General features: G+C 67.0%; 13 protein-coding genes and 4 pseudogenes. 7 read left to right on the top strand and 10 right to left on the bottom strand.

Annotation, left to right across the window (positions count from 1 at the left end):
• Window positions 1-141: 141 nt before the first annotated feature.
• Window positions 142-1,275 carry a LuxR C-terminal-related transcriptional regulator gene (locus ABIA35_RS33740; protein WP_370360660.1) on the top strand — a complete coding sequence of 378 codons (1,134 nt, stop codon included), beginning with the start codon at window positions 142-144 and terminating at the stop codon, window positions 1,273-1,275.
• 50 nt (window positions 1,276-1,325) lie between these two features.
• On the opposite strand, the pseudogene ABIA35_RS33735 reads toward ABIA35_RS33740, so the two are convergent.
• Window positions 1,326-1,492, bottom strand: a pseudogene (locus ABIA35_RS33735) (IS1380 family transposase); the annotation flags it as partial.
• Between the two features lie 227 nt (window positions 1,493-1,719).
• The gene (locus ABIA35_RS33730) at window positions 1,720-2,388 is read right to left on the bottom strand and encodes a hypothetical protein (RefSeq protein ID WP_370360659.1); all 669 of its coding nucleotides are present in this window, start codon (window positions 2,386-2,388) and stop codon (window positions 1,720-1,722) included.
• Between the two features lie 374 nt (window positions 2,389-2,762).
• Between ABIA35_RS33730 and ABIA35_RS33725 the strand changes: the two genes are divergently transcribed.
• Window positions 2,763-2,969 (top strand): hypothetical protein, encoded by a 207-nt coding sequence (locus ABIA35_RS33725; RefSeq protein WP_370360658.1) that lies wholly within the window; start codon window positions 2,763-2,765, stop codon window positions 2,967-2,969.
• 88 nt (window positions 2,970-3,057) lie between these two features.
• Here the strand turns inward: ABIA35_RS33725 and ABIA35_RS33720 are convergent, their stop codons facing one another.
• Both ABIA35_RS33720 and ABIA35_RS33715 read right to left on the bottom strand, forming a co-directional pair.
• Window positions 3,058-3,651: an isochorismatase family protein gene (locus ABIA35_RS33720; RefSeq protein ID WP_370336408.1), complete on the bottom strand. Its 594-nt coding sequence runs from the start codon at window positions 3,649-3,651 to the stop codon at window positions 3,058-3,060.
• Between the two features lie 160 nt (window positions 3,652-3,811).
• Window positions 3,812-3,958: pseudogene (locus ABIA35_RS33715) on the bottom strand (hypothetical protein); the annotation flags it as partial.
• 168 nt (window positions 3,959-4,126) lie between these two features.
• Here ABIA35_RS33715 and ABIA35_RS33710 point away from each other — a divergent pair.
• Entirely contained in the window at window positions 4,127-5,179 is a 1,053-nt protein-coding gene (locus ABIA35_RS33710) for an ABC transporter permease (protein WP_370360657.1), read from the top strand.
• Window positions 5,180-5,265: 86 nt separating this feature from the next.
• Here ABIA35_RS33710 and ABIA35_RS33705 read toward each other — a convergent pair whose 3' ends face one another.
• Both ABIA35_RS33705 and ABIA35_RS33700 read right to left on the bottom strand, forming a co-directional pair.
• Entirely contained in the window at window positions 5,266-7,149 is a 1,884-nt protein-coding gene (locus tag ABIA35_RS33705; protein ID WP_370360656.1) for a helicase-associated domain-containing protein, read from the bottom strand.
• A gap of 534 nt (window positions 7,150-7,683) precedes the next feature.
• Window positions 7,684-7,821 carry a hypothetical protein gene (locus ABIA35_RS33700; protein ID WP_370336414.1) on the bottom strand — a complete coding sequence of 46 codons (138 nt, stop codon included), beginning with the start codon at window positions 7,819-7,821 and terminating at the stop codon, window positions 7,684-7,686.
• A gap of 4 nt (window positions 7,822-7,825) precedes the next feature.
• Between ABIA35_RS33700 and ABIA35_RS33695 the strand changes: the two are divergent.
• The 3 genes and pseudogenes from ABIA35_RS33695 to ABIA35_RS33685 form a co-directional block, all read left to right on the top strand.
• Window positions 7,826-8,077, top strand: a pseudogene (locus ABIA35_RS33695) (hypothetical protein); the annotation flags it as partial.
• 142 nt (window positions 8,078-8,219) lie between these two features.
• Window positions 8,220-8,771: a DUF6529 family protein gene (locus ABIA35_RS33690; RefSeq protein WP_370360655.1), complete on the top strand. Its 552-nt coding sequence runs from the start codon at window positions 8,220-8,222 to the stop codon at window positions 8,769-8,771.
• Between the two features lie 584 nt (window positions 8,772-9,355).
• Window positions 9,356-10,252, top strand: a complete 897-nt coding sequence (locus tag ABIA35_RS33685; protein WP_370336417.1) for a hypothetical protein — start codon at window positions 9,356-9,358, stop codon at window positions 10,250-10,252.
• A 434-nt stretch (window positions 10,253-10,686) separates the two neighbouring features.
• On the opposite strand, the gene ABIA35_RS33680 is transcribed toward ABIA35_RS33685, so the two are convergent.
• The 4 genes and pseudogenes from ABIA35_RS33680 to ABIA35_RS33665 form a co-directional block, all read right to left on the bottom strand.
• Complete coding sequence (locus ABIA35_RS33680) at window positions 10,687-11,364, bottom strand: nucleoside deaminase (protein ID WP_370336418.1); 678 nt, start codon at window positions 11,362-11,364, stop codon at window positions 10,687-10,689.
• Between the two features lie 141 nt (window positions 11,365-11,505).
• On the bottom strand, window positions 11,506-12,156 hold the full coding sequence (locus ABIA35_RS33675; RefSeq protein ID WP_370336420.1) for a nucleoside deaminase: 651 nt from the start codon (window positions 12,154-12,156) through the stop codon (window positions 11,506-11,508).
• Between the two features lie 278 nt (window positions 12,157-12,434).
• On the bottom strand, window positions 12,435-12,677 hold the full coding sequence (locus ABIA35_RS33670) for a hypothetical protein (RefSeq protein ID WP_370336422.1): 243 nt from the start codon (window positions 12,675-12,677) through the stop codon (window positions 12,435-12,437).
• A 435-nt stretch (window positions 12,678-13,112) separates the two neighbouring features.
• A pseudogene (locus tag ABIA35_RS33665) lies at window positions 13,113-14,568 on the bottom strand (NF041680 family putative transposase).
• Between the two features lie 798 nt (window positions 14,569-15,366).
• Here ABIA35_RS33665 and ABIA35_RS33660 point away from each other — a divergent pair.
• Window positions 15,367-17,433 carry a hypothetical protein gene (locus ABIA35_RS33660; RefSeq protein ID WP_370360654.1) on the top strand — a complete coding sequence of 689 codons (2,067 nt, stop codon included), beginning with the start codon at window positions 15,367-15,369 and terminating at the stop codon, window positions 17,431-17,433.
• The last annotated feature ends 153 nt before the right edge of the window (window positions 17,434-17,586 follow it).

Below are 17,586 nucleotides of genomic sequence, written 5' to 3'. Positions count from 1 at the left end.
GGCGCCCGCGGTTCGGGCACCGATCCCGACTGCCACCCTCAGCCACCTCACCCACGACTCTGAAGACCACAATGGTGGGCACAAGCCATCCCAGAAACCTGGGAGTGCACGATCGACACCGGCGCTGGCATAGTCCGGCCCATGCCGACAACGCACGCCGACCGGATCCACGCGCACCTCGCGCAACTGGCGACTGCCGGCTTGGACGCACCGGCCTTCACCGACGCCGCCCTCGCGCTGCTGGCCCGCGCCGTCCCGTTCGGATCGGCGTGCGTGGCCACCGCCGACCCGGCCACCCGCATCCTCACCGGCACCACCAAGTGGGGCGAGCTCGGCAACGCCTCCGACACCGAATGGGCCCGATTCGAGTACGAAGTGCCCGACGTCTACGACTTCCGCGACGTCGCCGACCGGCCCGGCATGGTCACCTCACTGCGGGCCGAGACCGCCGACCACCCGGAACGCTCTGCCCGCTTCGCCCGCTACCTGCGGCCGGAGTGGGGATTCACCGACGAACTGCGCGCCGCGCTGCGGGCCGACAACGGCGACATCTGGGGCTACCTGGCTCTCTACCGCGGCGACGGAGCTCCCTTCAGCCTGGCCGACCAGCAGTTCGTCAGCTCCGTCGCCCCGCAGCTGGCGATCGGAATGCGCGTGGGACTGCTCGCCGCCGCAGCACATGGCGTGCAGCTGGACACTCCCGTCGTCCTGGTCATCGACGCCGAGGGCCAGATCAGCCAGTCCAGCCCGGGCACTGAGGAACTCGCCGCCGACCTGGGAGCAGGACCGCTCGACCGGTTCCTGCTGCCCGTCGCGCTCCGCTCCCTCGTCGACGCCGCCCGCACCACCGACGGGCAACCAACCGTCCCCCGTGCCCGGCTGCGCACTGCTTCCGGCCGATGGCTCGTCGCCCGCGCGGCACCGCTACGCTCTCGCGACGGCACCGGCAACGACGTCGTGGTCACCATCGAGGACGCCCGCCCTCCAGAGATCATCCCCCTCATCGTGGCCGCCTTCGGTCTGACGCCGCGCGAACAGGACGTCGTCCGGCTCGTCCTGCGAGGCCTGGGCACCACGCAGATCGCCAACGAGCTGTACATGTCGGCCTATACGGTCCAGGACCATCTCAAGACCGTCTTCGACAAGACCGGAGTCCGCAGCCGCCGCGAACTCACGGCCAAGATCTTCTACGACCAATACGCGCCACGCATGGGAAATCCCCTCGCCCCCTCCGGCTGGTTCGCGCAGGACACCCCCACAGCCAGCGCCCGGTAGCCACTACAAAGATCGGGTGCAGGGTCCTGATGCCCTTGAACCGGGCGGTACACAGCGCCAAGCTGCCGGTTGTGGCCGTAGGTGAGCACCGCAGGAACGTTCCCGGCGTCCAAGGCGCCCGGATCCCCTAGAACGCGGTGTCCATCGCCCCGTGCCGCAGCAGGCCCACATCATCGATGCTGTCCGGGCCCGCGCACATCCCGGCGGGCGCTGATGATGCTCAGCGAATCAGACTCCGCATAATCGCTGCTGTGCGCGATGCCGTCGTGCTGGCCGCGAGGGCTCTGGTCTGTGACTTCCACTGCAAAGGCGTGTTTCTCGCTGGTACTCAGCACGATCCGCGTAGCTTGTCGTGCGCGATGCGCGTGGACGCGCCGCAGGCCCGGGTTGCACGGCGGCGCGTCGCGGCGTGTTGGTCACATGCTGCCGATGACGAGGTGGCTGTTAGAGACCGCCGACCTTGACGGGGAACTTCCCGATCGTGGCGATGGTGACGTCGGGGTTCTCCAGGTCAATGAGGTCGACAGGGTTCTGCAATTGGTACAGGTCTCCCCTGGGCGGGAATTGCGTCAGCTGCCCGACCAGTTTGGCCGGGTCCTTGGTGGTCAGGATCAGCGGCTCGTAAGCAGCGCGGGCACGTCCGTTCGAGGCTTGCGGATCATCGATCACCATGGTGAAGCTCAGTACCATGATCTGCTCGAATTTGGGCGGGAAGCTCTGGGTGAGCCGCAGGAGGGACTTCGGGTCGACGTCCACGTCGTTCTGCTCGATGGTGATCGAGCCCCCAGAGGCAGCGCGGGTCTGGCGGCTCCCGGAGCCGCATGCGTCGGTGCCGTGCAGATGCAGGCCTCCCTCCACGACGGTGTCCGCGTCGGCGGCGGCGTCCTGAGCAATGACGTACTCGTTGACCGACCCGGCCACATGCGCGTGGCACTTCTCGCCGTTGAGCGTGAAGGTGAAGTCCCCCGAGAGTGGCTCGGTGTCCTTCTCCCCGACCGGCGGAAGCTCACTCGCTGCGGCGGCGCGGTGCGCCGGGCCGGCAGCGTGCGCCGGGGCCGTGGTGAACGCCAATAGTCCTGCGATCCCGAGCGCGCCGCCAGCCGCCGCACGCACGCCGGCATTCCTGAACCGTGTAGTCACTGGTGTCTCCTCCGAGATGATGTACCGAGATCAGCGATTCGATCATGGCGTTAGTGATCATTCGCCCGGCGGCGGCGCACTTCCGGGCCACCCGTTTGGGCGCAGGCCTCGTGGCCTTGCCGCAGGCCTCGGTACCGCCTCCGTGACCGCCGACGTCATCCTGCGCCGGCCGAGCCGACAGGCAGATCCCCGACGTCGCCGACCACCTCGCAACCATCGCCGAAACGCGGCACGATCCCGAGGACCGCAAGAAGATCGGCGAAACCGTCACCTACCTGCGGAACAAGCACGACTACCTTCGCTACGACACCGCCCTGGCCAAGGGCTGGCCGACCGCCACCGGCATCGTGGAGGGCGCGGCCCGCCACCCGATCGCCGACTGGCTGGACATCACCGGAGCCCGCTGGTCACTGGCCGGTACCGAAGCGGTCCTGAAATTGCGGGCGTTGATTGCCAACGGCGACCTTGACACCTTCTGGGCCTACCACCTCAAACAAGAACACCAACGCAACCACCAGGACCACTACCAGCAGAAACACCGACTCACAGCCTGACCGGCGAAGTCGCTCTGCTTCATCTGCGCCCCGGCACGCCATCGGCCTACCGAGTGGGGTAGCCAAGGCGTGCGCCGGTAGAGAGTGATCAGCCGAGGACGACGGGTTCCCCGGTCAGTGCGACGCCCGCCTGCCGCATTTCGTCGATGGCGCTGTCGGTGGTGTCGCGGGCGACTCCGGCGGTGTAGTCAAGCAGGACCTGTACGGCGAAGCCGGCCTTCGCGCCGTCCAGCGCGGTGGCCTTCACGCAGTGGTCGGTCGCGATACCGACGACGTCGAGGTTGCTGACGCCGCGGGCGTGAAGCCAGTCGGCCATGGATGTGCCGTCTTCGGCCGAGCCCTCGAAGCCGCTCTTCGAGGCAGAGTGCGCACCCTTGTAGAAGACCTCGTCGACTGCCTCGGACTCAGCGACCGGCGCGAAGTCGGCATGGAAGTTGCCTCCCTCGCTACCGACCACGCAGTGCACGGGGAAGGAGTTCTGGAAGTCCGGGTGCTCCGAGAAGTGGCCGCCCGGATCGATGTGGTGGTCGCGGGTGGCAACGATGTGCGCATAACCATCGCCGGCCGAGCGTCGGACCAGGTCGGCGATGGCGTGGGCCCGGTCGGCGCCGCCCTTCACCGGAATACTGCCGCCTTCGCAGAAGTCTTTCTGCACATCGACGACGATCAGCGCTCGGCGCACAGGTGGTCCTTTCTTCGCAGGAATCCGTGCTTGGATGCCTACCCCCTGCCGCTATGGTCGGATGCCTCAAGGCCTGGTCGTTCACCCGATCGGCGGCGGTTCCAGGTCCTCGACCACCGAGTGACACATCAGTGATGATCTCGTTGTCGACATTCCGCGAGATCGCGCTGGGTCCTCCGAAGACGGTGAGCTGCGGGAGGCGATCGTGCCAGCCGATCAGCTGTGCAGCGACCGGACTGGACAGGTCGAGGGGGTCGGTCAGCAGAAGCGGCTGGGAGGCGTTGGCCTCGAACGGGCCCCCGCTCAGTGCGTCGGGGAAGTTCAGTGCCTGCGGCCGCCGCCATCAGCGCGGGCAGCGCGCAGCGGGCCGGACGCGGACTCCTGGTCCAGCGCAGACTCGGCGGGTCGCGCCTGCCCCGGGCGATCAGCCTCGGCCTGGGCTGGACGTTCGCGGCCGGCCCGCACCCTCCTGATGATGTCAGCCGTCGTCGTCGGCGTGGCGACCGTGACACTGGCGATCGGCATGACGGGATCGACCCTCACGTTCGAGGGGCTCAGCCAGCGATCCGACCAGGTCTCCTTCACCACCGGCGACGGGAGCAGCCTGGGCGGTCCGGCGCCGATCCACACCGTCGCACAGATCATGGACATGATGCGCGCCCAGCCGGAAGTCACCCACGTGGCTGCCGACGCCCCGATCGCGACGCACATCGCGGGCTCAACGGCGAAGATCTGGGCCGGCGTCACCCGGGGTGACTACGGCGCGATCCAGGCCCCGCTCGTCCAGGGCCGCTGGGCGACCGCTCCCGGCGAGGTCACGGTGGACTCGGAATACCTGCACCAGTTCGGCTTCACGATCGGCCAGACGATCAGAATGCTGGACGCGAGCGGCAAAGAACTGCCCGAGACGATCGTCGGCGAAGCGCCCGGCTGGCACATCGCGACACCCGACTGGCAGTCCTTCATCGGGCTCAACGATCAGGGCCGCGCCATGACCTTCTACGTCGGACTCAGTAGAGGCACCGACCCCGCCGCCTTCATCGCAGCGGTCCAGCGCCAGGATCCCGGACTGCACGGCGCGGTCGAGGGCGGATCACAGACCACAGAGAAGATCATCATCAGCATCGTCTCGACCCTCACCATCATGCTTTCGATCGTGGCCTCGCTCGGCGTGTTGAACACCGTCGTGTTGAACACCCGCGAGCGCCGCCGAGACCTGGGCATGCTCAAGGCGATCGGCATGACCCCGCGCCAGGTGATCGCGATGGTCATGACGTCGATGGCGGCACTCGGGGCGGTCGGCGGCCTGATCGGCGTCCCCCTCGGGATGCTCGCCCACCGGATCGTCATCCCCCTCACCGGACACGCCATCCACGACGACTTCCCGGACTCGATGCTGCACGTCTGGAACTCGGGCGCACTGGTCCTGCTGGTGCTGTCCGGCTCGGCGATCGCCGCGATGGGAGCCTTCCTGCCCTCGCTCCGGGCCGCGCGGGCACCGGTCGCGGAAGTGCTGCGAACTGAGTAGAAGCGGCAAGCCGGACAAGGCGCCGGCAGGGTGATCACAGCCCTGCCGACGCCGAAGGTGTTCGCCGAAGCGCGGTCGCCGCTCTCTCAGCCGGCGTCCACGCGCAGCCGCTGCCCCACAGCCCTGGTCACCATGACGGCACCGTCGGCCTGATGTGCAGAGGGGGCGTATCCAGCGAAACGCAGCGCGTCCAGGGCTGCGACCGGGCCGGCGGCTGACACCAGCACGGTCGGGGCGACGCGCCGCAGCGCCAGCGATCCCAAAGCCCGGTTCGCCTCGATCTCTGAGGCGAGGCGCTCATCGGCCGCCACGAGTACCACAGTCGCGGCGATCACATCGACCAGGCCGTGCACCCGGGCGGCATCTTTGACCAGGTACTCCAGTACTTGTGGGAGCGTGCCGGTGACGCTGCATCCCTTCAGGCGCGACAGCAGGCCCTCAGCGTCACCGCCACCGTCCAGGAACGCCCGGATCGAGGCGTCAGAGAACCGCCAGACCGCGGCTGCCCCGCTGGACTCCCGTCGCGCGCAACCGTCGAGCAGCCCTGCAAGCGCCGCACTGGGCAGACCGGAGGCCACCGCGGTCAGGTCCCCCTGCAGTCGCACCTCGGACACGGCCGGAGGCAGGACTGATCCGAGGGCCTCCACGATCGGGGCAATCGCATCCTCGCCGACGTCTCCGGAGGCGAGATCGGCCACGTCGAAGCGGAACCATGGCGCCAACGCCCCCGCCACGACGACCCCCAGCACTTCGGCCTCGGCGAGCACCTGCGCCACTGCGAACGCCGGGTCGATCCACGGTTCGTCGTCGAACTCGTCGTGGACCTCACCGCACGAACAGGCCACAGCAGAGCCGGCCTCGCCGAAGCCCAGCATCAGCGGAAGATTCCACGCCGCACCCGCCTCCAACGACTTGGCCGCCGGCGTCCGCCCGACCGGAGCCGCCCGCAGCACGGCGAGCACCGCTGGACGCACCATCGACGCCGGCCCCAGAAACGCCGCGGCGGCCAGCGGAGCCGGCACCCGGCCGCCGCCCAGCCCAGCCGCCAACGGGAACGCGTCCATCCCAAACCAGCCGTTGACCAGAATCAGAAACCTCTGTGGCGGCTCAGCCGCAGACCATTCGTCGTAAAGGGCTGTCGCCATCACCTCACCCTCACCAGCTCCGATCAGCCCCGCGGCTTCACCGAGATGCAGCCACAGCCGCACCCGGGCGGCGTCGATCCGCGCGACCTTCCCCAGCCGTTTCATCTCCCGCGCGCCCACGCCCCCAGCCTTCAACAACGCCACCGGCTCAGCCGCGACCACGGCCAACAGCCGTTCAACCTCCTCCAGCGCCGCCAGCGCGCAAGCCCGCGCGGAATCAGCCGGATCCGGGCCCTGATAGGCCACCGTCTCCACCACTGGCGGACCCGACAAGACCGCCCCCGCATCGAAACCGTCCAACACGACGTCCACGTTGAAGGAACCGGCCAAGGCATCGTGCAGCCGCAGCCGCCCCTGCTCAGGCCACACCAGCGCCAAGTCGACCAGTTCCTCGACGATCTGGTCCACAACCTGACCACGGCTGCCATCGGTACCGCACAGCCCGGCCCGCACTTCCGCCAGATCGGCATAATGCGCAACAGCGAACAGCATCCCGAATTCGGCCGCCACCTGAGCCCACTCGGCCTGGCGCGACTCCCGGACACGAGGAGCGCGACGGCCATCGACACGCACCGATTCCCGCCCGGCCACAAGCACCGCCACCACATACACATGCGGCAGCGGAAGCCGAGCCAACGCGAAGAAAGCCCCATCGACATCGGACAGCGCCGACGCCGCCGCACTGACGCTCACCTCCGTCGCCCCTTCGGCCTCATCCAGGCCCAACGCGGCGCACACGTCCGGACGTGCATCCAGCAGTCGGTCGAAAGCAGCCTCGTCCAACCCGGATACGTGATCGCCCAGGGACTGCAGCAAAGAAGTCACCCCGTTATTCTCGCCCCGCCCGAACGCCTTGGGACACCGTCCCGCCCCGAAACCACCGGCACCGGCGACCCGCAGCCTGCCACCACGAACGCCGGCCCCGCACCAGGCGAGGCGTCAGCGGCAAACCGACGCCGACAAGGCCCGAGCCCACCGCGCGCTGGAGGACGGGGCCGACGAGGACCTGCCAACCCTGCGACTGTGGCGCAACCGATGGACCGCCGAGACAGAAGGCGCCCAGATCCGACTAGGAACCGACGGAGGCTGGTACCCCCACCGCCGCGACGCAGAGAACGGCCGATGGCAGCCCGACGGGCCCGCCGAACACGACCCGACAGCCGTCCTTGCCGGGCGAACGATCCATGTGCGGGCGTGCGGCGCCGTGGTCAATCAGCAGCTGCTCGGTCAACGGAGCCGTGAGTGGGCGCCACAGTGAACGATTCATCCGTTTCAGAGGGTGATCACGTCGTCGAACACGACGGCACACACCCTCGAACGGGAGGTCGGACATGATCAGCCTCCGCCGCATACCCGCACTCACTGCCGTGCGTCCGCCGCACTCGCCCTGGCAGCAGGCTGCGGCAGCAAGAGCAGCGCGGCGCCCGCGAGCAGCGGCAGCGCGCCCAGCACATCGCCGCCGGCCGCCGCGTCCCCCTCGCCAGCCGCAGCCGGCACGGCCCTGAAGGTCGGGACGGCTAAGTTCCCCACCGCCCTGACGGACTCCGCAGGCCGCTCGGTCTACCTCTTCGCCGCCGACACCGGCAGCATGTCCACCTGCACCGGCGCGTGTGCCAGCGCGTGGTCGCCGGTCATCGCAAAGGCCGCGCCGAGCATCACCGGCGGCGACATGGGCAAGCTGGGGATGACCGCCCGCGCCGACGGAACCATGCAGGTCACCTTCAACGGGCACCCGCTGTATTACTTCGCCGGGGACAACAAACCGGGCGACACCAACGGCCAGGCGCTGAACGCGTTCGGGGCGGAATGGTACCTTACCGGCGCAGACGGCAACAAGATCGACAATTCTCGAACACAGACGCCGGTGACCGCTCCCGAGACGACAGGACGCTGCGATGAACGAGAGCAGGGCTCGGGCCGCGGTCACCGGCACCGCTGTCGTGGCCGTCGCCGCCGCGGTGACGGCGGCGGTGTACCTGGTGGCCGATCATCACACCCCGGACTACGCCACGTCGCTGTTCGGCCAGACCGGACAGGACAGTGTGCGCCTGAAGGCCCAGCTCGGCACCGGCCTGCTGGCCTTGGCGCTGGTCCAACTCGCGTTGGCTTTGTGGATGTACCGGCGGCTGCCAGGTCTGTCCCGGTCCGACCGGACGCCGCGTGCGGTGTCCAGGACGCATCGGCTCGTCGGGGTCGTCGCCTTCGCGTTGAGCATCCCCATCGCTGTCCACTGCATCCTCACATACGGCATCGAGATGTCCACGTCACGAACTGCGGCACACTCGATCGCAGGGTGCTTCTTCTACGGCGCCTTCGCCGCAAAGGTCCTAGTCGTCCGTAGCCGGTCGCTGCACAGATGGGTGCTTCCCGTCATGGGCGGGCTGTTGGTAGCCACTGTGGCCGTGCTCTGGTACACCGCAGCATGGTGGTTCTTCACCAGCCAATGAGCCCTGCCGGCCGCTTTCGGTGACTCCCACCCGCGACGTATGGCGCCTTGCCGACAAGGACCTGGCCCTCCGCGCGGAAGAGCCCGATTTACGACCGTCGTATCTACCCGCATACCGGGTCAGTGCACCCGGCTTCGCACCAGATTCAACTCGCGTATGCGCGCCGCCCCGCCGCGGTCCGCCAAATCTCGCGCCCGACGCGATCGAACGGGCTGAAGGGCTGGCACTGCGATGGACCGAGCACTGCTGGCGGATTTTCTGCGGGCCCGCCCCGAGGCGCTGAAGCCGGAGAACGTCAAGCTTCCCCCGCGGCTCCGGCGTCGTGCCAGTGGGCTGTGGCGCGAGGAAGCCGCGGTGCTGGCGGGCAGGGCCCGCACCGCTGCGCCTGTTCGGGTGATGATCGCCAGGGCCGGGCGTGTGGATCCGGCTCTTGACTGTCTCGGCTCGGCACGATGGCTACGTTGCGCGACAGGCATCTGACGGTTGGAGCAGCCGTGTCGGTGCCGGTCGCGAGTTCGGCACCGCCCTCTGGGGCTCCGGACGCCCGTTGCTGCGAAGTTGGGTCCCGACTGATAGGAAACGCGGTGTCCGAACGGCTGTCAGAACAGTCAGTGCGAGGCGAATTTACGCATGTGCTGCGCAAGCTGCCGCAGGTAACCGCGCTGTTTTGGGTGTTGAAGACAATCGCGGTCACGTTGGGCGAGACCTCCGGTGATCTGCTGGGTATTACCTTCGGCCTCGGATACGCCACGGCCGCGATCGTGGTCGCCGTATACTTCATCGCCGCCGTGACAGCGCAGGTTCGCGCGCACCGGTTCCGCCCCGCGCTGTACTGGACGGTGGTTTTGGGCACCAGCATGGTCGGTACCGAAATCTCCGATCTCCTCAACCGCGGCTTCGGCCACGGCAGCGCCCCAGAGGGCATCGGCTACGGCTGGGGAGCGGTGCTGCTGACCTGCGTGCTGGTGCTGGTGTTCCTTGCCTGGTGGCGTACCGGCCAGACCTTTGACGTGGAGAACATCTCCAGCCACACCGGCGAGATCCTGTACTGGGCCGCGATCCTGGTCTCCAACACCCTGGGAACCTCCAGCGGCGACTGGCTCGCCGACGACACCGGCCTGGGCTACCGCGGCGCGTTCGCGGTCATCGCGGTCGTCCTGATGCTCATCCTGGCGGCGCACTACCTGACACCGGTCAACGGCACCGTCCTGTTCTGGCCGGCGTTCGTCCTCACCCGCCCGCTGGGCGCAGCAGGCGGCGACGCCCTGACCAAACCGGCCGGCTCCGGCGGCCTGGGCTGGGGCACCGCCGGGGGCAGCATGACGCTGCTGGCAATGCTACTGGTCCTGACCGCGTATCAGAGTCGGCACGTTGCCCGCCACCCGCTACCGCCGCTTCCCGCACCGGTAAACCGCCGCACCGGCCGTACCCAGCGCCCGAACGGGGCGCCAGTCGCCCCGACAGCGGCTGCCGCACGGTAGGCGACCGGGCACGCGAGCCCCGAATCAAGGCCTGGGCGCTGGTCCAGAAGGCGGTCACGGCTTCCTTGGTCTCGTCGGACAGGATCTCGGTGTAGGCCAGCCGGGAGTGATCATCCAGGGCGGTGTGCAGGAAGCAGTAACCCAGACGGGTATTGCGCCAGACGCTTTTGGCCCCGCCGGCGCTCACCTGGCGGTTGTGCTGCCCGATCTTGCGGCCGTGAACGCGGTGTCCGCCGCCATCGGGGATGTTCCCGAGCTTTTTGACGTCCACGTGCACCAGGTCGCCCGGCGCGTCACGCTCGTAGCGCCGCCCCGGCCGCGCGGTGGCCCGGTCCTGGTGGGACAGCCGGACCAGCCGGTAGCGGGTCAGGACCCGGTGAACGGTCGAGGGGTTTCCGATTCGTCCCCGGATTCGCCCGAATGGCGCGGGAAGGCTACTTCTTCTCGAAGAGCTGATCCGTCTCTTCGTGGAGCACGCCCCCGACCACCGGCGTGCTGATCCTGGGATCCGACGGCGGCAATGTCGCGACGACCTGAGGCATGGAGATCCTGGGCACCGTGTTGCCGGGTTGTGCCATGAGGAACTCGAGCGATGTCCCGTAGGCCACACCGGCCACGCGCGCGAAGAGGGCGCACGTCGCACACATGGAGCACGGCTCGGCCGTCGTCACCAAGATGGTCGAGGAGGCAGCCGTAAAGCTCCCTCTGTTGATGCTGAACTCCCGGAGCGCATTGAGCTCCGCATGTGCAGATGGGTCGGCGCCGCCGGTATTCGCCGCCTTCCAGACGATCTCACCATTACTCACGTCGACGAGCACGGCCCCGTAGCCGAAGGAATTGGCCGCCCGCTTCGCAACGTCGATCGCCGCGCACATAGCGCGTTCGAGGTTGTTGTTCCTGCGCACGGGCTCCGGCAAGGCGTCGACCGGCGAGGTGGGGAACTCGGGCTGCAGCGGCAGCTTCGTGGGCGGCTCATCATCCCGGACGAGCGAGGACTGCGCGTCCGCACGCGCGTTACCCAGGAGCGACAGCGCCCCGGCTGCGCCGAGGAAGATCGCCCCCCGGCGCACCAACTGGCGACGATCGAGCGAGTGCGGCATCGAGGTCGTCATTGGACACCTGACCCATAGAGGCCAAAAGGCTGCCTTGCGCTTTCCACGACCATCCTCCGCTTCTCGATTCTCCTCGATGAAACGACGAGTAAGACGTAACAGTCAACTAAGGCGCGCGGATAAGGGTTCGCTCAATCCGAATCAGCTGAAGAGCGGATCCGTCTCTTCGCAGAGCACGCCCCCGACCACCGGCATATTCGGCGTGGGTCCGGTCGCGACGACCTGAGGCATGGAGATCCGGATCGGCATGCGCGTGGGTGGATGTTGCATGAGGAACTCGAGCGAGGTTCCGTAGGCCACGCCGGCCACGCGCGAGAAGATGGCGCACGTCGCGCACATGGGGCATGGCTCGCCCGTCGTCACCAGAACGGTCTTCTGCAAGGCATCCCCGTCAGGGTGCATAAGGCCGTAGTTCCGGATCACGTTGAGCTCCGCGTGATTCGTTCCGGGGCCCTCACCCCCCTTCCCTTCCGCAACGATCCGACCGTCATCCACATTGACGAGTACGGCGCCGAATCCGCGGTACCGCGGAGCTGGCGACACCGCCTTGATCGCGGCGCGCATCGCCGTCTCAAGGTTCCTGACCACGGGCTCCGGCAACGCGTCGAGCGGCGAGGTGGGGAACTCAGGCTGCAGCGGCAGCTTCGTGGGCGGTCCACCGTGCCGGAAGGGCGAGGGTTGCGCGTCCGCACGCGCCTCACCCAGGAGCGACAGTGCCCCAGCAGCACCGAGGAAGACCGCGCCCCGCAGCGTCTGGCGGCGATCGAGCGAGTGCGGCATCGGTGGCGTCATCGGACACCTGCCCCATAGACGCCAAGAGGCTGCCGTGCGTCTGTTCCCGGACAAGCCGCGAGCCCCATTACACCCGACTGCGCGTAGCACTCGGCGCCCTCGACGACGTGATCACCGCGGCCCTCTACGATCATCTTCCCCTTCTCGATTCTCCACAAGAAAGTGTCTGCGTCTGACTCGGGGGGGGCGTTGGCCCCGCTTGACGTATCGGTGACTCAGTAGTGCGACTTAAGTGGGGCGCCAGGGTTCCACTCGTTTGGCCGTAACCAGCTACGGGGTCAGGTGAGTGGGCTCCAGGCATGGCCGGCGAGGGCTGCGCGGATCGCGTCCATGGCGGGGATGTGGTGGAGTCGGGTGGTTGCCAGGTAGGACTGGATGCGGCAGTACGCCCGGGTGGTGGCCAGGATTCTGAAGTAGCCGCTGATCTTCAGGTGGATTTTGACGTGGCGTAGTGCCTGTTCGGCGAGGTTTGCGGTCCAGGGCACGGCGAAGTCGTTCAGGTGGTGCAGGACCTGGTCCATTTCAAAGGGGCCGCCTGGCCAACCGCGACAACCTCAAGGCGACTGCAGAGCTCAGCCCTCCCCCGGTCAGGCAGTACAAACATATCGACACCATCGACCAGCATTTCGCACGCCAAGCACGGCCCCGCGACAGCTGCACCGCGCCCAGAGACCCCACCCTATTCCTACAAATTTGGGCGCATTTTAGGCGCAATGACCGAGCCGGGACATCCGCCAGGCTCCGCCCATATCCCTAGACACAACTATCCGATGACCCGAAAACGGGCTCTCACCAGTACGTTCACCAGTAGCGCCGCAGCTTGCCACCCGTGTTCGGCTTGTACTTCAGGGTTGCGAAATAATATAGGACTTCGCGTGGGGCCTTAGCTTGCCGTTTAAGGTCAGAAATTGATCAATGCTCTGCTGCTGGTTTCGAAACCAGGTTGAGCTTGTCGTTTAACCTCTTCGGCGTGACTTAGTGCCCTTCTGGTGATGTTCGGGTCTGATGTAGGCCTCGCCGGTGGCGAGGACGCGGCCGACGTCGTGGACGGTGGCGCGCTGGCGGTTTCGGGAGCCGGGTGGTCGTCCGGGGCCAGGTCGTGTCGGTTTCGGCGCACGCGCTGGCGATGGGATCTTCGCGCGGAGGTTCCGAAACCCGCGGCGGACCCGGGCCGGGGTCAGGCGCTCGGGGTCCAACGGTTTCTCCCAGGGCCGGCGGAGGTCGGAGGCGAGCGGCCGGGCCAGGCGCAGCTGGGTGTGGGCAGCGATCGTGATCCAGGTCCAGCGGTCGGCAGCGGCCGGGTCGCGAAGCCGCAGGGTCGTCCAGCCAAGGGTCTGCTTCAGCAGCCTGAAGGTGTGCTCGATATCGAACCTTCGGAGGAAGCTCATCCAGCAGCGGTCAACGTCCTCGCCGGTGGCATCGACGTGCGACCACCACAGCCATACTGGTTTCGCCTCCCCACCGGATGGCAGGTGGTCGACGGTCAGGCGAATGACGGTCCCTTCGATGACCGGCAGGTCACCGAGGCAGTCAGCCCAGGCGGCCCGGTGGGTCAGGATCGGATGTAATCGGTCCCAGGCCTGTGCGGTCGCGGTGCCATAGCGCGTGTTCTGCGTCGTGGTCAGGACGTTCGGCTCACCCCAGCTGGCCCGGGTCGCCGAAGGCGAACTCGCCGCCGTGCTCGGCCGGGCGTCCGCCTGTCGGAGGGTGGGTGTAGGCCGGGGCCGGGCGGCGGAATACCCGGTCGCTACGCAGCCGCCCGAGGATCTGGACCGGCAGGTCCGCCAGCAGGAACGCGATGCGCGGGGCGTCGTATCCGGCGTCGGCGACGATGAGGATATCCGGGTCTCCGGGCCTCCAATGCCCGGCGGCCTGCAGGCGCATCACGACCTCACGTAGCTGTGCGGCGGTGATCGCGGCGACGTCGGCGCCGGGCGGCAACCGGAGCGCATCCAGGATCGCAGTCCATGAGGTCGGGCCGGACTCCAGCGCGGCGACGAACGAGTACGGCCACCCCGGGATCATCCGGTGTTCGTCCTTGCCACGGCCGTAGGTATGGCAGAAACACCGGTCGGGCGAGGTGTTCGCGTCCGGGCGCAGCCACGGCGACACGTCCACGGCAAGCACCAGCCGGCCGTCCGCGGCCCGCGGCAGCGGCGTGTTGGTGATCGCTCGCCGCAGCCTGCCGATGTCCAGGCCACCGTGGTTGATCCCGTCATACAGGGCCCCGTGCCCACGCTGATGCTCGGGCGCCAACGCCAGCTCCACCAGCGTCTTCACTGCCCCGTCGGTGCACAGCACCGCGTCGGTCAGCTCGAACAGCTCATCGCGCCGGCCGGTCAACACGTCGTAGAAGTCGCGGCGGAACCCGGCCAATACCGCCAACCGGCCGTAGACGATCGCAGGCTGCAGAACACTGGACACGACGACCCCCTTCGTGACAATGAGTGTTTTTCGCAGAACCCATAGTCACTCGGAGGCCGTCGTCCTGTCCGGCGAATCGTCGAACACACCGGCGCTGAGCTGCGTCAGCCCGCCACCACATCGCAGAACCAGAACATGCCCTCAACCTGGTTTCGAAACCAGCAGCAGAGCACTGATCAATTTCTGACCTTAAACGGCAAGCTTAACCCACTTTCGAGCGTTCACGCCCTGGCCTGCGGTGCAGCGTCCGAGTCGGGCGCTGCACCGCTGATTTGGGCGCGTATTAGCCGCGACCGCCGGTAGAGCATGCATGGCGTTGATGGAACGCGTGACGGCGCCCAGGCATTACCGGATGAAGGTGTAGGCGGTCAGCAAGGCAACGGAGGTGGCTGACTGCACAACTCCCTTGTCAAGCCGCTCCGGACACTGCCTACGGCCATGGTTCAAGGTAGGTGGAAACCCGCACTGTGAGCCCTGGCGGCAGAGGCTCCAAACCGTGCGATTGACCGCCTAGAAGGGGCCGAGAAGCCCAACCCCGCGTACGCCCATCGTCGTTTCGCGAGCGGACGTTTGTAAGAGGGTTGGAGGTCGATGGCCAGCGGAGGGCTGTTGAAGTCGGCGATCGCGAGGCCGTTCCCCGTCCACAGACCTCGGACCTGCAAGATCCTTAGGGCGACGTAGCCGACGGAATCTCTGAAGTGACGCCCCTCTGTTTCGTTAGCGTCGTCGGCGCGGAGTCGGACGCGGACTGTGTTCCATGTCAGCCGCCCTGTGTATAAAAGTTCTGTGACGAAGCCGCGCGTGAGTGAACTGAAGGATGAGCTGACCGAACTCCTTCGCCGCTCCGAACTCTGGCTCGAGGCGCTTGGCGAAACCGCCTACGAAGCCGGAAACTCGCGGACGGAATACCAGACCAAGGCCGCTCTGCTGCAGGCACTGCGGACTCGAAATGCCTCGACGTTACTCACCGTGGGTATGTTCGGTGCCTACTCCTCGGGCAAGAGTCTGCTCCTGTCGGGCCTTCAGGGTGGCCTGGAGGTCCGGGAGCGGGAGACGGACTTCGGCCAGATGGCCGATCAGTTCGTCAGCCTGCTGCCGTCGGCCTCACGTGCGACCACCGCAGTGCCGGCACGAATCGTGCCAGTAGGCGAGGACAGCGGCGTGGAGGCTTCCGGCCGTGGATTTCTCCGTGTCCGCTTTGAGGATTCCGATGACGATCAGTGGGAGGACGTGGGGAACTCCCCGGCGCCAGCCATCTTGGCAGCGTATGCGACGGTCGGTGCTGACCGCGCGAACCGGCTGGATTCCCATTGGAATCGGGAGGTAGCGGAGATCGAGTTGTCCATTGCGGACTTCCGCGTGCCAGCCAAGCTCTATGACCTGCCCGGCTACGGTTCGCCGAACGCGATCCACGATCAAATCGTGAAGAGCGCAGTCATCGAGGCGGACTGCTTCATCTACGTCACACACGCGACCAAGACGCTCTCGGAGCACGACCTCGACCTGATCCGCTACCTGTACCAGCACTGTCGGTCAGCACGAAAGCGTGTCCTGTGGGTCGTCACGGCGATCGATCTCGCCACTCAGGTCGACGACTCGGGCACGCCGGCCTGGAAGGACACCGTCGAGCAGAACAATCTCTACCTGCGGGAGAACTTCACCGAAGACGGACGGCCGGATGCCGTATTCATCGGCGAAGGTTTCATCCCGGTATCTCCTGCTTTGGAAGCACGGGCCGCGATGCTCGAAGCCAGGGGGGACATCGCGAAGGCGAACAACTGCATCGCAGCAAGCCGAATGGATACCCTGCGACAGGCACTTCAGGGACTCATCGAAGGCGAAGCAGGACACAAGTACATAGCGAACGCCGCGACCGAAGCCAAGAACACGATCGGTCCGCTGACCAGGGAGCTGGAACAACGTGTCGCCAACGAACGGCTCCCGTTAGACGAGTTGGCCCGAGTGCTCGCTGATCAGAAGCGCTACCTGAGCCATCTCGATGGGGCCATCCCAGAGCTCCGCCAAGCCCTTTCGGAAGATCTCAAGCACCGCGTCGAGCGTTCAGCCCGGCCGTTCCGCCATCTCGCCGATCATTTCCACGCCCACCTCGACGCGAAGATTCGAGCCACCGACCTGTACGTGCCGCGCAAGGCGAACCAGATCCAAGTGCACAAGGCACAGATACTTCAGAGCTGGTTGGAGGCCCCGGACGGACCGGCCACTCTCTGGGACAAGCAGCTGGCGAGCTTCAAGGCAAACTTGCGCAGCCGTGTGGAAGAGTGCATCGACGCTGACGAGCCCGCCGACAGTCTGGCCGTGCCGCCTCTGGACATGGATTCCCTGACCGAGCCCCGCATGGCTGCTCACCACAAGGCGCCTCATGATCTCGTCAAAAACACCGCAGCAGTGATCGGCATCGCGACTCCGGTCGGCGCGACCGCGGCGTGGCTCGGGAGCGTCGCCGGCGCTGGCGCACTGTTTCCGCCAGCGGCGGTGGTCGCCGGTGCCGCGGCTGTCGTGTTCATGGGCGTTCAGCTGTTGAGAAGAGCGGCGACATCGTTGGATCTACTGCGCCAGGAATGGGTCCGGGCGCTCGACAAGGAAGCCGATGAGGTCCGCCAGCAGTTCATCTTTGCCATCGGGATACAGGGCGAGAAGCTAATAGAGAACCTCGACGACAACCTCGACGATTATCGACGCCAGGTAGAGGACGCAGCCCAAAGGGTCCGAGACCGCATCAACGACCCAGACCATCGCATGCGCAAGGAATTGGTCGACAAGCTCGAACCGCTCAGCGCGGAGGGAAAGGAGCTCACAGCGAGGCTCACTCAGCTGGCGCGGTTGAGGCGGTAGCCGTACCGACCCAGTCAGGGCGGGCGGCATAGCCGCTCAGGCAGCGTGCTTTGTCGTCAGTTCGCCGTCAAGCGCTGGCATGTCGCGATCAGGTTCGTCGTGGAGCGCGGCAAGCCATGGCTTCGACGAGCAGAGCGGGCGGTCCCTGGAGGG

Origin of the sequence: Catenulispora sp. MAP12-49 (genome assembly GCF_041262705.1) — a bacterium.
GTDB lineage: Bacteria > Actinomycetota > Actinomycetes > Streptomycetales > Catenulisporaceae > Catenulispora.
This window is presented reverse-complemented; position numbering and strand designations above follow the sequence as displayed.